Below are 14192 nucleotides of genomic sequence, written 5' to 3'. Positions count from 1 at the left end.
AACATGCTGCCAACGCCGCTCAAATTACTGATGGTCGAAGACAGCTCGCTGGATGCCGAGCTGACCTTGCTGAGCCTGGAGCGCAGCGGACTGCAGCTGCAGTCGCAGCTGGTGTTCGATCATGTCGCCGCCGAGCATGCCCTGCACGAAGCCAGCTATGACCTGATCCTTTGCGACTGCGTGCTGCCCGGCTCGTCCGGTACCGACGTGCTGGCCATCGCCCAGCGCCTGGCGCCGGATACGCCGTTCATCTTCCTGTCGGGCATATACGGTGAGGAGCACGCGGTGGAAATGATCCGCCTGGGTGCCACCGACTATGTACTGAAGAAAAACCTGTCGTTGCTGCCCAAGGCAGTGCGCAGGGCGCTTACCGAAGTGCAGGAACGTCAGCGTCGGCGCCGTGCCGAAGAAGCCCTGGCGGACCTTGAGGCACGCGCCCGGATTGCCATCGATGCAGCCGGCATGGGTACCTGGGACTTTCGCCCGGAAGAAGGGCTGCTGATCTGGGACGACCGCTGCAAGACGCTGTTCGGTCTGCCGGTAGACACCGAGATGAGCCTTGACGTTTTCTATGCCGGCATCTATCCAGAAGACGTGCAACGGGTGCGCGAAACGGTGGAATACGCCATGCGCCCGGACAGCGACGGGCTTTACCGGGCCGAATTTCGCATTGCCCAACCCAACGGCCTGGAACCGCGCTGGCTGCTCAGCAGCGGTCAGAGCCAGTTTGTCGATGGCCGCTGCACACGCTTTTCGGGCGTATTGCAGGACATCCACGCCCAGCGCCTGGCGACCCAGGCGCTCAAACAGCTCAACGAAATGCTCGGCGAGCGGGTCGAGCGCCGTACCCGCGAGCGTGACCGGGCCTGGGAGCTTTCCCAGGACTTGCTCGCGGTGCTCAACAAAGACCTCACACCGGTCGCACTGAACCCTGCCTGGGAGGCCAGCCTGGGTTTCTCGCGCGAACGCCTGAGCCAGACCTCGTTATTGCAGTTGCTGCCCGAACCGGACCAGGAAGCACTGCTGACCGAACTCGCCGCCCTCGCCCATGGCCGCACCAGCGCGCGCTTCGTCGGCCGTATCCAGCATGCAGGCGGCCAGTTGCGCTGGCTGTCATGGGTGGTGGTACCGGAAGACACGCTGCTCTATGTGGTAGCCCGCGACATCACCAGCGAGCGCGAAGCAGCCATGGGCCTGGCCGACGCCAACGACCGCCTGCGCGAACAGATCACCGAGCGCGAGCGCATAGAGGCAGCGTTGCAGCAGATGCAACGGCTGGAGGCGGTCGGCCAGCTCACGGCGGGTGTTGCACACGACTTCAATAATCTGCTGACAGTCATCCTAACCGGCTCAAGCTTCCTTGAGCGCGACCTGGACAAAGGTGACCTGGAAAAAGCGCGCAAACGCCTGACGCATATCCGCGAGGCGGGTGAACGCGGCGCCAAGCTGACCTCACAGCTGCTCGCCTTCTCCCGCCGCCAGCGCCTGGAACCGGTACCGCTGAACCTCAACCGCACCTTGGGCGGCCTGGAGGAATTGCTGCGCCGCACCTTGGGCGGGAGCATTTCTGTGCGCCTGGACCTGGACCACAGCCTGTGGCAAGCGCTGACAGACCCGACCCAGACCGAAATGATCATTCTCAACCTGGCGATCAACGCCCGCGACGCCATGCCCGACGGTGGCCAGTTGACGCTGGCCACACGCAATACCCGGATCAAGGCCCGCCCGCAGCGGCCAGAAGACCCGGAGCCGGGCGAGTACGTGATGCTGAGCATCCGCGACACCGGCTGCGGCATGAGCGAAGAGGTGGTGGCCAAGGTGTTCGAACCCTTCTTCACCACCAAGGACATCGGCAAAGGCTCGGGCCTGGGGCTGGCCCAGGTGTTCGGCTTTGCCAAGCAGTCTGGTGGCGGTGTGCGCATCGACACCGCGCCTGGGCATGGCACCCAGGTTGCCGTTTACCTGCCCGCAGTGAAGCATGAGCTGGCGGCGGACCCGGTGATCCCGGCTGCGTCGCAGTCCATCAGCGACAGTGGCCGCGACCGCACGGTGCTGCTGGTGGATGACGACCACCTGGTGCGCGACATGCTCGGCGATGTGTTGCGCCAGTACGGCTATCAGGTACGCCAGGCACACAGCGGCGAACAGGCATTGGCCCAGCTGGACGACGAGATCGACTTGTTGCTGACCGACTTTGCCATGCCCGAATTCAACGGTGCTCAACTGGCTTTGGCCGCACGTGAACGGCATCCGCGCTTGCCGGTGGTGTTTCTGACAGGGTATGCCGAGCTGGAAGGGCTGGATTTGCCGGACAGCCTGGTGATGCAGAAGCCGGTGCAGGCTGAGGAACTGGCCCGCGTGCTGGATGAACTGCTGCGGGTGAACAGGTAATCGCGCTGTAGCTGACAGGGCCCATTGTCGTCAGCTGGCGATGGGCTTGCGCAAACGCCAGAAACGAACAAACCCAGCGCCGATAGTCATCTGCACTGAATCAGGAGTGGATGTTTAACGAGAAAATGGCAGGGGCGGCTGGATTCGAACCAACGCATGGCAGGATCAAAACCTGCTGCCTTACCGCTTGGCGACGCCCCTGTATCGGATGCAGCGTTAGCTGCTCTGATCATTCCAACTGAGTGACAACTGGGTTGTTGTCTTGGAATGCGCGGCACTTTAACAACATTCTTTGCACCTGGGAAGTCCCTTGCGCAAAAAAAATGCTTTAAAACAGCAGGTTAGTGTTTTGCCGGCCTTTCACACGCCGCAAAACGACCATCCGTCGCATTTAATCCGCTTGGCTTCAACACAATCGCATCGCGCCCTTCCAATCAGATAAGCCATTTGCATTGACCAAGGAGGATGCCATGCCCGTTTCCCACGACCTGTACCAGGACCTGCACTACCCCCGCGAGATCGTCCAGCAGCGCCGTCAACAGGACAAGACCCTTGACCGAATGCTCGACGAGTACGTCGACATCGACAACCAGGTACTGGCTGCCGAGGCGATTTCAGCAGGTAACTTTCAGGACGACGACCTGCGCCACCTCAAGGAGCGCCGGCTGGCCATCAAGTACATGATCGAGCGTCAACTGGAACGCAAGGTTTGAGTTATCCGGCCAACTGATAGAAGCCCCGCACTTTTTCTATTGGTTAAAAGGGCCGACCTGGGGCAAGCTGCGCGCTGACCTTCCTGTGCCCAAGGAGCTTAGCTTTTGTCTGCCTGGATCCCCTCCCCCCTGCGCCAACTGGGCCAACGCCTGCGACCCGCCACCTCCAGCCAGAGCGAGCTGCTCGCATGGTTCGAAGACAAGGCGCGCAGCCGTGGCTATCAGCTCAGCGCGGGCCAGCGCCGGGTCATCCAGGCCATGGCCGAGCAGCTTGCCCGCTTGCCAGGCGAACCACGCAGCCTTTACTTGTACGGGTCGGTTGGCCGCGGCAAGAGCTGGCTGCTGGACGGTTTCTTCCAGGCAGTGCCGATCGAGGCGAAAAAACGCCTGCACTTCCATGATTTTTTTGCCCGCCTGCACCAGGGCATGCACCGTCACAGGCTGCTTGACGATGCCCTGGGCGCCACGCTGGACGCATTGCTGGGCGACTGCCAGGTGCTGTGTTTCGACGAATTCCATGTGCATGACATCGGTGATGCCATGCTCCTTACCCGCCTGTTCAATGCCTTGTTCGCGCGCGGCATCTTCCTGCTGGTGACCTCGAACTACGCACCCGAGGGGCTGCTGCCCAACCCGCTGTACCACGAGCGATTCCTGCCGGTGATCCGCCTGATCAATGGCCGTATGGAGGTACTTGAAGTTGGCGGTGACACAGACTTTCGGAGCCTGCCGGCCAACCGTGAACATCAGCGCTTTACCCAAGGCCATTATGTATGGCCAGGCGATGCGGCCCAGCGCCTGGCGCTGAAAGTGCCGGCCGCGCAACCGCTGACGCTGGAGGTGAACAAACGCAATCTTCGCGCGCTTGCCAGTGATGACAGGCAAGTGATGTTTGCGTTTGACGACCTGTGTGAGCAGCCCACCGCGGTGATCGATTATCTGCAGCTTGCCCAGCGCTATGAGGCGTGGATCATCGACGGGCTGGATGACCTCTGCGAGTGCTCATTGGCCGCACAGCAGCGCTTCGTCAACCTGGTGGATGTGCTCTACGACCAGGACCGGCAGGTAACGGTGATCGGGCAGCGGCCGCTGAGCGAAAGCCTGGGCGGGGCTATTGCCGACCTGATGCGCACCCGCAGCCGGCTGGGGCAGTTGCATCAGGTGGGGCCGGAGGATTCCAGCGGCTGAACCCTTACATTCCCAGGCTAGCCAGGCAACCCGGTCAGCCTGCCCTGGGAAGATCCGCCAGCACCGCTTCAATCTCCCGCAATACCGCTGGATCATCCAGTGTCGAGGGCGGCACATACGCCTGGCCATCGGCAATCTTGCGCAGCACCGCCCGCAGGATCTTGCCCGAGCGGGTCTTGGGCAGCCGTTTCACCAAGCGCACCCGATTGAAGCAGGCCAACGCGCCGATCTCTTCACGCACCCTGCCCACCAAGTCCACTAACAGTTGCGCCTCGGTAATACCCTCACCGTCCTTGAGCACCACCAGCGCCAAGGGCACCTGGCCCTTGATCTCGTCATGTACGCCGATTACCGCGCATTCGGCCACCGCAGGGTGGCACGCCACCAAGTCCTCCATCTCGCCGGTGGAAAGGCGATGGCCAGAGACGTTGATCACGTCATCGGTTCGCCCCATGATGTAGACGAAGCCATCGTCATCCAGGTAGCCACCATCACCGGTGTGGTAGTAACCCGGGTAAGTCTGCAGATAAGCCTGCAGGTAGCGCTCATGATCGCCCCACAAGGTCTGGCTGCAACCGGGCGGCAGCGGCAGGGCGATGACGATGGCGCCCTGATGGTTCGGGCCCAGCAGCTGCCCATCGTCATCCAGCACACGTACGTCATAGCCCGGCACCGCGCGGTTGCTCGAACCCGGACGCGCCGCGCTGCCCTCCAGCCCCACGCATGGCGCGGTGACTGGCCAGCCGGTCTCGGTCTGCCACCAATGGTCGTGCACCGGCTTGCCGGTAACCCGTTCCAGCCATTGGTGGGTACTGGAATCGAGCTTTTCCCCGGCCAGGAACAACTGGCGCAGCGTACTCAAGTCATGCCGGCGGATCAGCTCGCCATCCGGGTCCTCCTTGCGGATCGCCCGCATGGCGGTCGGTGCACAGAACAAGGCATTGACCCCATACTGCTCGACCACGCGCCAATAGGCCGACGCATCCGGGGTGCGGATCGGCTTGCCTTCGTAGAACACCGTGGTGCAGCCGCTCATCAGTGGCCCATAGACGATCAGCGAATGGCCGACCACCCAGCCCACATCGGAAATACCCCACCACACATCACCGGCCTGCATGCCGTAGATGTGGCGCATGGCATAACAGAGGGCGACCGCGTTGCCACCGTTCTCACGGACGATGCCCTTGGGTTTGCCCGTGGTACCGGAGGTGTACATGATGTAAAGCGGGTCTGCCGACTCCAGCTCGACCGCAGGCACCGGCTCGGCATTTACCAGCGCTTGCTGCCAGTCAAGGTCGCGGTTTGGTTGCAACCGGGCGCGAGCCTGGGGCCGCTGCAGCACCAGCACGTGGCGCGGCTGATGGTGAGCCAGTTGCAGTGCGCGGTCGACCAGCGGCTTGTACTCGATCACCCGATCGAATTCCAGGCCGCAGGACGCCGTCAGCAGCAGCGTTGGCCGCGCATCATCGATACGCAGGGCCAGCTCGTTGGCTGCAAAGCCACCGAACACCACCGAGTGCACCGCACCGATACGCGCGCAGGCGAGCATGGCCATGGCCGCCTGCGGCACCATCGGCATGTAGATGACCACCCCATCGCCTTTGCCCACCCCCAGCTGGCGCAGCAACCCGGCCAGGCGCGCCACCTCGTCACGCAGCTCGTTGTAGGTGAACGCCTGCTGCACACCGGTGACAGGGGAGTCGTAGATCAACGCCATCTGCTCGCCACGGCCCAGCTCGATTTGCCGATCGAGGGCCAGGTAGCAGCTGTTCAGGCGGCCGTCGGCGAACCAGCGATGGGTGCCGTCCGGGTTTTCCTGCAGTGTCAGGGTAGGTTTGCGGTACCAGGCCAGATGTTTGGCCTGGTCGGCCCAGAAGGCAGCAGGGTCGGCAATGGAATGGGCGTAGCTGTGCTGGTAGGTCATGTTGATGGCAACCCGGTACTTGTTGTTATTGAAGGGCGAGCCTTGAGTATGGACCGCCACGCCCCGGCCGCCATGGGACTAAAGTCACAACGCATATGCAGATTTGCAGCGCTGGCGAAAGCGCCCCATAACGGTGCAAAGCCTCTAGAATAGGCAACCCTTCCCGCCACAGAGCAGCCCATGGATATCGAGCAGGCCCGAACCTTTCTGGAAGTCGTACGGTGCGGCAGCCTCGTCGCCGCCGCCGAGCGCCTGTTCGTGTCACAGACCGCCATCACCGCCCGCGTGCAGCGCCTTGAGCAGCAACTGGGCTGCCAGCTGTTCGTGCGTAGCCGCAACGGCGCCAGCCTGACCAGTGATGGCGAAGCCTTCGTCAGCTATGCCAACCAGCTGGTGCAGACGTGGGAGGCGGCGCGCCGTGACCTGCCGCTGCCCGAGGGCTGCCAGCAAGTGCTGCACGTAGGGGCAGAAGTGAGCCTGGGCAACCCGATGCTGCTCGACTGGGTCAGCGCCTTGCACTGCGCATTACCCAGCCACGCCATCCGCAGCGAGGTCAGCGACGGTGAGTCCTTGCTGCGCAAGGTAGAGATGGGCCTGCTGGACGCCGCACTGGTCTATCAGCCCACCTACGGCCCGGGCCTGCAGGTAGAGCAGTTGATGGAAGAGAAGCTGATCCGCATACGCCGGGTCGAGCAACCCGACCCGTACATCTACATCGACTGGGGCGAGGCCTTCCGCCGCCAGCACGACGCCGCCCTGCCCGACTGCGCGCGACCGGCGCTGAGCTTCAACCTCGGGCCGCTGGCCCTGCAGTTCATTCTCGACAAAGGCGGCAGCGGCTATTTCCGTACCCGCGTGGTGCAGGCGTATCTGGACAGCGGGGTATTCGAGCGGGTACCGCAAGCCCCGGAGTTCACCTACCCGACCTTCCTTGTCTACCCGCGCAAACGCGACAGCGAGGCCCTGCAACAGGCCTTCGCGGTGCTGCGCCGGCTGGTGGCCTCCGGCGCCAGCGATTGGTCACAACGCTGGGACCCGCTGATCTGAAACGCTGCCAGCGCCACTGAGCAGCTGGCGCTTGAGGCCGGCGATCAGGTCGGTCTGGGTGATCACACCGACCAACTGGTCGCCATCGATCACCGGCAGGCAGTGCAGCCCTTGCTCGCACAGCAGGGGCAGCAGGCGTTCCAATGGGTGCTGGCTGCTGACACTGATGACCTGCCGGCTCATCACCTGCTCCATACGCACGGCCTTGCCCGCGAAAAGCCCCCGCCAGCTGAACCGGCCACGCTGCATGGCCGGACCGAGCAGATCGCTGAGGCTGACGATACCCACCAGCTTGCCCTGTTGCAGCACCGGCAGGGTTTTCAGGTGATGACTGGCGAGCATCTTCCAGGCCTGTTCCAGGGTGGTGTCGGGGGCGGCGAACTGCACATCGCGGGACATCACCGAAGCTGCGCTGATCCCGCCGAGGCTGCGCTGCAGGGCATGCTGCTCGGTGGCCAGGATGATGCGCTCCAGTTCATCGCGGGTGACGTCGACGAACTCACCCAACTCTTCCAACGCCTGATCCAGGTCCGCACCACTGACCCCGACCCGCTCGCTGGGCAACGGGTCGTGGGTGTGGTGCTGGTCCTTGCGTGGCGCAGCGCCCTTGGGGTAATGCACGCCGGTCAAACGGTTGTAGACCACTGCCACCGTCACCAGAATCAGCGCGTTGAGCAACACGGGCTCCAGCAGGTGGTCGCCCAGCGCCGTCAGCCCTGAATCGGCCAGCACCGCGCTCACCGCAACACCGCCACCCGGCGGGTGCAGGCAGCGCAACAGGCACATCAGCAAAAGCGAGATGCCCAAGGCAGCCGCCGCAACCCACAGGTGGGGGCCGAACCCCTCGCGCATGGCAAGGCCCACTGCGCCCGCCAGCGCATAGCTGCCCAGCACTGGCCAGGGCTGGGCCAACGGCCCGGAATGCACGGCGAACACCAGCACTGCCGAAGCCGCAAGAGGGCCCAGCAGGTGCAAGGCGATACCAGGCCCGTAGGCCATACCGGTCAACCAGCCGGCGAGGAACAAACCGAGCAGCGCGCCGATGCCTGCACGCAGCCATTGTTTTGGAGGAATATTCAGGGGCGACGGCAACAGCCGCTGCAGACGACTTTCGGAACGCAAGGCAGTCATTCAAGTAATCGTGTTTGTGGTTCTGATCAAAAGAAAGCCCAGCCGAACTGGCCTGGGCCCTAGGGGCTCCGTCCGTGGAGAGATGGAAACCGCAGGGTTTCGTCAGGGGATTGTGCCGCCCAGTGTCGGGCTTGGGCCAATTCAAAAAAATGCGGCTGTACTGCAGTTTTTTTGCAGTGCTGCTGCCGGCGACAGGGCCAGAGAGGGTCAGCGCACCTTGCGCGGTAAATCGATACTCACCCGCAACCCGCCCAAAGGGCTCTGGAGCAAGGCCAAAGACCCACCCCAGGCATCGACGATATCCCGCACGATTCCCAGCCCCAGGCCATGCCCATGCACTTGCTCATCCAGCCGCGAACCGCGCTCCAGCACCTGCAGGCGCTGGCTTTCAGGTATGCCCGGACCGTCATCGTCGACCCACACCTGATAGCCTTCGGTGGTCGGGGCTATGCCCAGGCGCACTTCGCTGTCAGCCCATTTGCAGGCGTTATCCAGCAGGTTGCCAAGCAGCTCCAGGAAGTCCTCCCGGTCCCAAGGCAGCAGTAACCCTGGCGGTACATCGCGCTCGAGCAGCAAGCCTTCGCCATGGATCATGCCCAAGGTGGCGAGCAACCCCGGAAGCTCGGTATTGCAGTCGAATTGAGCGCCAGGCAGCGCATCCCCGGCCAGGCGCGCCCGGTTCAGTTCGCGTGCCAGGCGCTGCTGGATCTGCTCCAGTTGCTCGCGCAGTTGCGCACGCACTTCGGGCAAGCCATTCAGGCGCTCGCTGGACGCCAGGCTCAGCAGCACCGCCAATGGCGTCTTCAATGCATGACCCAGGTTGCCCAACGCGTTGCGCGAACGGCGCAGGCTGTCTTCGGTATGGCTGAGCAGATGATTGATCTGACCTACCAGCGGTGCCAGTTCGCTGGGCACTTGGGCATCGAGCTGCGAGCGCTGGCCTTGCTGCAATTGAGCAATCTGCTGACGCGCCCGCTCCAGCGGGCGCAACGAGCGGGTGACGGTGATGCGCTGCAACACCAGCACCAGGATCAGCGCCACCAGGCCCATCCCCAGGCCGATCTGCTGCAGGCGCCGGAACCCCTCGCGCACAGGCGAGTAATCCTGGGCGACGCTGATCGAAATGTCCTGGCCCAGCCGCCGGTAATCGGCACGCAGCGCAAGCAACTGCTGGCCTTCCGGGCCCAGCTCGTGGCTATCGGAGAGACCGGGCGCGGCCGGTTTCGGCATGTCCAGGTCCCATAAAGAGCGCGAGCGCCAGGTGCCCTTGTCGAAATCGATGCGGAAGTAGTAACCGGAAAACGGCCGTTGATAGGCGGCGGAAATGCGCCGCTCATCCAACTGCAACCCCGAAGGCCCGCGCACCAGCGCCACCAGCAGGTTCTCGCTTTCCTTGCGCAGGCCGTTTTCCAGATAGCGCTGCAAACCGGCCTCGAACAACCACAAGGTAAGCTGCGCAAGCACCACCCCGACCACCACCAATACGGCTACAAGGCCCAGGCTCAAGCGTGCCTGAATCGATTTCACCCGGTGCTCCCGGCGTAGATGTAGCCTTGCCCGCGGCGGGTCTCGATGACACTGCGGCCCAGCTTGCGGCGCAAATGGTTGACGTGCACTTCGAGCACGTTGGAGTCACGCTCGGTTTCACCGTCGTACAAGTGCTCGGCCAGGTGGCTCTTGGAGAGGATCTGTTGAGGGTGCAGCATGAAGTAACGCAACAGGCGGAACTCCGCAGCGGTCAGCTGGATGTCCACCCCCTCGCGGCTCACGCATTGGCGGCTTTCGTCCAGGTGCAACCCGGCGGCTTCAAGACGGGGCTGGTTGGCAAGGCCCTTGGCCCGGCGCAGCAGCGCCTGAATGCGCAACTGCAGCTCTTCAGGGTGGAAGGGCTTGCTCAGGTAGTCGTCGGCCCCAGCCTTCAACCCCTCGATGCGCTCGGCCCACGAGCCTCGCGCGGTCAGGATCAGCACCGGCGTGGCCAGACCTGCGGCACGCCACTGCGCCAGCACGTCCAGCCCCGGCAACCCCGGCAGGCCGAGGTCCAGAATGATCAGGTCGTAGGGCTCGCTCTGGCCCTGGTATACCGCGTCCCGGCCGTCGGCCAGCCAGTCCACGGCATAGCCCTGGCGCTGCAGGCCAGCGATCAGTTCGTCAGCCAGGGGGACATTGTCCTCGACAAGCAACAGGCGCATTCAGTCGTCTTCCTCGTCTTTGAGCAGGGCACCCGTGCTGGCATCGAGTTTGATCTCGCGCACCACGCCTTCGGTGGTCAGCAGCTCGACTTCGTATTCGTAGCGATCATCGTCTTCTTCCAGCTCCGCCTCCAGCAACCGCGCCCCGGGGTGGCGCCCCAGGGCGGTCTCGAGCAATTGCTCGAGCGGCAGAATCACGCCTTTCTGGCGCAACTGCAGGGCCTCATCCTGATCCAGGTCGCGAGCAACGGCCAAGGAGCAGACGGCCAGCAGCGAGAGCGCCAGGTAGCGCGCCGACCGGGTCAAGTGGATCATCAGCGGTCCTGTTCGTCCTTCAGCACTTCACCGGTCTTGGCGTCCAGGTCAACGTCCCATTCGACGTTCTGGGTGTCACGCATCTCGACCTTGTAGATGTAGCGACCGTATTCGTTTTCCAGCTCCGAATCGGTGACGGTGGCGCCCGGGTGCTTGGCAACGGCAGTGGCCTTGAGCTCATCCAGCGACTTGATGGTCTTGGCATTCACCAGCTTGACCACTTCGTCAGGCTGGACGTCCTTGGCCAGGGCGACGTTGGCACCGAAAGCAAGCGCAGCGGCAGTGAACAAGGCAGTCAGGGTTTTCATCAGGTTCTCTCCATCGAGGTGTGCAATTTGTCTACGGAGTTAAGATTATCCACCGGTCCTTAACTCAACCTGAAAACAGCTGGCGCCATGATAGCGCAGCGCATCCACCATGCGATTCCCTATAATGGCCCACCTGTGAGTTGCGAGGCCGTCCATGAGCGCCATCCATATCAAGTACCCGGCTCTGACCTTCAAGGCCGGCAAACGTGCCCTGCAGCAGATCCGCGAACGCGGGCTGCAGGCAGCGGACGTCGGTGTGGTGCCAGGCGCCGCTGGCGGGCCTAAGCCGCTGGGGATTCAGGGATTGGACCTGGCGCTGTTTGGCGAGTGGCTGCCATCGGCCCCTCGCCAGCGGGCATTGATTGGCGCATCGATCGGCTCCTGGCGTTTCGCCAGCGCCTGCCTTGACGACCCGGTCGCAGGCATCCGCCGCCTCGGCGAGCTGTATACCGAACAGGACTTCGCCAAAGGTGTGACCGCAGCCCAGATCAGCCGCAGTTGCCAGCAGATGCTCGACGACCTGCTGCAAGGGCGCGATGGGCAGATCCTGGCAAACCCGCACTACCGCCTGAACATCCTGGTGGTGAAGAGCCACGGCCATCTTGCCCACGACCACCGCGGCCGGTTGGGGATGGGGCTGGGCTCGGTGATCGCCAGCAATCTGCTGGGGCGCTCACGCCTGGGCCGGCATTTCGAACGGGTCATCCTGCACGATGAGCGTGCCGCCCCGCCGCTGGATCAACTCACAGACTTTCCCTCACGCTACCTGCCACTGGGCCAGGGCAACCTGCGCCACGCCCTGCTCGCGTCCGGCTCGATCCCGATGGTCATGGAAGGCGTGCGCGACATCCCCGGTGCGGGTGCGGGCACCTACCGCGACGGCGGTTTGCTCGACTATCACCTCGACCTGCCATACCGCGGCGACGACCTGGTGCTTTACCCGCATTTCACCGACAAGGTCGTGCCTGGCTGGTTCGACAAGGCGCTGCCATGGCGCAAGGGCGATGCCACGCGCCTGCGCAATGTGCTGTTGGTGACGCCGTCACCGCAGTACCTGGCCGCACTGCCCTTCGGCAAGCTGCCCGACCGCAACGACTTCAAGCGTTTCATGGGCGATGCACCCAGCCGCAAACGCTACTGGTACCAGGCCATTGCCGAAAGCCAGCGGCTGGGTGACGAACTGCTGGAGCTGATCGCCACCGGGCGGCTGCACGAACGCCTGCAAGCCTTGTAGCGACCATGCTGGTAGACTGCGCGCATCTTCGATACACACAGAGTTCTGACCGTGGAAATCTTTAAGGAATTTACCTTCGAATCGGCCCACCGCCTGCCTAACGTCCCGGCCGGGCACAAATGCGGCCGCCTGCATGGCCACTCGTTCAAGGTCGGCCTGCATCTGACCGGCCCGCTTGACCCGCATACCGGCTGGATCCGCGACTTTTCCGAGATCAAGGCGATCTTCAAGCCGATCTACGAGCAGTTGGATCACAACTACCTCAACGATATTCCAGGCCTGGAAAACCCCACCAGCGAGGTCATCGCCAAGTGGATCTGGGAGCAGGTCAAGCCGCTGCTGCCGGAGCTGTCCAAGGTGCGTATTCATGAAACCTGCACCAGCGGCTGCGAATACAGCGGCGATTGACTGGCGCTGCGCTACACGAGCACGGGGTCAAGCCTTGGCAACGAGCGGACGAGGGTGAGGCGGCACACAAGGGTTAGACACCTGCAGGCTGAACTGGCCACGCTCGCCTCGACGGTTGTTGAGGTATGCAACCCGCTCCACCCGTCGCCTCACTTGCCGACCGTCTGCGCTATAGAGCTTCAGGTTCAACAGCACTTGCCCTTCTTGCAACTCCTGTGGATCCAGGCCAGGGATGTGCCACAGTGGCGTTCGCCGCCCGGCGGTCAGCTTGTACAGTGCCGTCTCCAGATCGACAGGCGGGTCGGCGGGTAGCGCCACGGTTGTTCCGAAGGGGTCTCGCAACGCCAGACTGGCCGGGTCGTCCTTGCACACACCGGCATCCGAACGCGCCGGGTAAAAGCCCAGATAACCGTTTCGACTGACGTCGAGCCAGTATTCCAGTGAAGGCCAACGGTCGACGTTATTGCCCTCATATGCCGGGCGGATCTCGTAAACGAAGCCTGTTGCAAGTCGATAGACACCAAACCAGAAAGCGTCACAAAACGCACGCTTACGAGCCTCACCACCCCACAGCGAATCAATCAGGAACGATTGCAACATTTCCTCGCCGTAGTCCAGGCTGGTCATCAGCCAACCATCGTCACCGTTCCAGTCATCGAATTCGACCCAGAACGGCCGGGTGATTTCATCATCGTCAAACTGGGCGGCCCGCAACGGTGCATCCAGCAATTGCCAGCGGCATGTCGCGGTAAAACTCAGCAGCGGTTCAAAACACAGCTGCGCCATCATCCGTACTCCCTACGCTCGATAAAAAACGCACAGTGGCGCCTTTTCAAGGCAGGGGGCAGGAAGAAGGCTTACCTCAGTTCGGTACGCAGGAACCCCGGCGCGATATAGCGCTGGTAATGCGCCTCGGACAACAAAAAGAATTCGCGGTCGATGGCATCGCGCAACTGCGGCAGCTCCCAGTCCCGAAACTCGGGCAGCAACGCCATCCCGTACGCTTCCAGGTCGCGAATCAGGCGGGCACCGCGTGCAATCAGCTGATACGCCCAACAATACTCAGACTGCTGCTCGACAAAGCGTATGGAGCGCTGCTGCAGCTGCTGACGCAGCAGGTTTGCATCGAACACTTCCAGCTTGGCCATCATCACCTGCACCAGCAACTGTTCCAGGCGCAGCAAAACTGCACGTTTCTGATCGTCGTCGTAGCCGTTCCAGTGGATGACTTCATGATGGAAGCGCTTGCAGCCACGGCACACCGTGTCTCCATACACCGTGGAGCAAAGGCCGACGCAAGGGGTCTTGATGGACTGGTTGGGCATGGAAAAACAACGGCTT

The 14192-nt window shown here is 62.9% G+C and carries 14 protein-coding genes and 1 tRNA gene; 6 read left to right on the top strand and 9 right to left on the bottom strand.

Features of this window, described 5'->3' with window-relative positions; genetic code table 11:
• Positions 1-3: 3 nt before the first annotated feature.
• Positions 4-2391: a hybrid sensor histidine kinase/response regulator gene (locus JOE27_RS00460; RefSeq protein WP_115275346.1), complete on the top strand. Its 2388-nt coding sequence runs from the start codon at positions 4-6 to the stop codon at positions 2389-2391.
• A 126-nt stretch (positions 2392-2517) separates the two neighbouring features.
• Here the strand turns inward: JOE27_RS00460 and JOE27_RS00455 are convergent.
• Positions 2518-2592, bottom strand: a tRNA-Gln gene (locus JOE27_RS00455).
• Positions 2593-2861: 269 nt separating this feature from the next.
• On the opposite strand from JOE27_RS00455, the gene JOE27_RS00450 reads away from it, so the two are divergent.
• Positions 2862-3104 carry a hypothetical protein gene (locus JOE27_RS00450; RefSeq protein WP_039602799.1) on the top strand — a complete coding sequence of 81 codons (243 nt, stop codon included), beginning with the start codon at positions 2862-2864 and terminating at the stop codon, positions 3102-3104.
• 105 nt (positions 3105-3209) lie between these two features.
• Entirely contained in the window at positions 3210-4292 is a 1083-nt protein-coding gene (gene zapE, locus JOE27_RS00445; RefSeq protein ID WP_204917526.1) for a cell division protein ZapE, read from the top strand.
• 34 nt (positions 4293-4326) lie between these two features.
• On the opposite strand, the gene JOE27_RS00440 is transcribed toward zapE, so the two are convergent.
• Positions 4327-6216 carry a propionyl-CoA synthetase gene (locus tag JOE27_RS00440; RefSeq protein ID WP_204920601.1) on the bottom strand — a complete coding sequence of 630 codons (1890 nt, stop codon included), beginning with the start codon at positions 6214-6216 and terminating at the stop codon, positions 4327-4329.
• Positions 6217-6396: 180 nt separating this feature from the next.
• Here JOE27_RS00440 and JOE27_RS00435 point away from each other — a divergent pair, with 180 nt between their 5' ends.
• Positions 6397-7263, top strand: a complete 867-nt coding sequence (locus JOE27_RS00435) for a LysR family transcriptional regulator (protein ID WP_039602801.1) — start codon at positions 6397-6399, stop codon at positions 7261-7263.
• Here JOE27_RS00435 and JOE27_RS00430 read toward each other — a convergent pair.
• From JOE27_RS00430 to JOE27_RS00410, 5 genes are all read right to left on the bottom strand, one after another.
• Complete coding sequence (locus JOE27_RS00430) at positions 7237-8394, bottom strand: HPP family protein (protein ID WP_204917524.1); 1158 nt, start codon at positions 8392-8394, stop codon at positions 7237-7239. The two genes, JOE27_RS00435 and JOE27_RS00430, sit on opposite strands and share 27 nt — an antisense overlap.
• A gap of 207 nt (positions 8395-8601) precedes the next feature.
• Positions 8602-9921 carry a sensor histidine kinase gene (locus tag JOE27_RS00425; protein WP_204917522.1) on the bottom strand — a complete coding sequence of 440 codons (1320 nt, stop codon included), beginning with the start codon at positions 9919-9921 and terminating at the stop codon, positions 8602-8604.
• Complete coding sequence (locus JOE27_RS00420) at positions 9918-10586, bottom strand: response regulator transcription factor (RefSeq protein WP_161872221.1); 669 nt, start codon at positions 10584-10586, stop codon at positions 9918-9920. Before JOE27_RS00420 ends, JOE27_RS00425 begins: the two co-directional genes overlap by 4 nt.
• Positions 10587-10901, bottom strand: coding sequence for a PepSY domain-containing protein (locus JOE27_RS00415; protein WP_012313687.1), 315 nt, complete (start codon positions 10899-10901; stop codon positions 10587-10589).
• The gene (locus JOE27_RS00410; RefSeq protein ID WP_046787304.1) at positions 10901-11209 is read right to left on the bottom strand and encodes a PepSY domain-containing protein; all 309 of its coding nucleotides are present in this window, start codon (positions 11207-11209) and stop codon (positions 10901-10903) included. Before JOE27_RS00410 ends, JOE27_RS00415 begins: the two co-directional genes overlap by 1 nt.
• A 154-nt stretch (positions 11210-11363) precedes the next feature.
• Here JOE27_RS00410 and JOE27_RS00405 point away from each other — a divergent pair, with 154 nt between their 5' ends.
• A complete protein-coding gene (locus tag JOE27_RS00405; protein ID WP_204917520.1) occupies positions 11364-12443 on the top strand; it encodes a patatin-like phospholipase family protein in 1080 nt (359 codons plus the stop codon).
• Positions 12444-12494: 51 nt separating this feature from the next.
• Complete coding sequence (gene queD, locus JOE27_RS00400; protein WP_012313684.1) at positions 12495-12851, top strand: 6-carboxytetrahydropterin synthase QueD; 357 nt, start codon at positions 12495-12497, stop codon at positions 12849-12851.
• Between the two features lie 27 nt (positions 12852-12878).
• On the opposite strand, the gene JOE27_RS00395 is transcribed toward queD, so the two are convergent.
• Entirely contained in the window at positions 12879-13640 is a 762-nt protein-coding gene (locus JOE27_RS00395) for a hypothetical protein (RefSeq protein ID WP_115275352.1), read from the bottom strand.
• Positions 13641-13708: 68 nt separating this feature from the next.
• Positions 13709-14176 (bottom strand): DUF1289 domain-containing protein, encoded by a 468-nt coding sequence (locus JOE27_RS00390; protein ID WP_115275353.1) that lies wholly within the window; start codon positions 14174-14176, stop codon positions 13709-13711.
• Between the last annotated feature and the right edge of the window lie 16 nt (positions 14177-14192).

Origin of the sequence: Pseudomonas sp. M5, from assembly GCF_016907075.1 — a bacterium.
Classification (GTDB): Bacteria; Pseudomonadota; Gammaproteobacteria; order Pseudomonadales; family Pseudomonadaceae; genus Aquipseudomonas; species Aquipseudomonas putida_E.
This window is presented reverse-complemented; position numbering and strand designations above follow the sequence as displayed.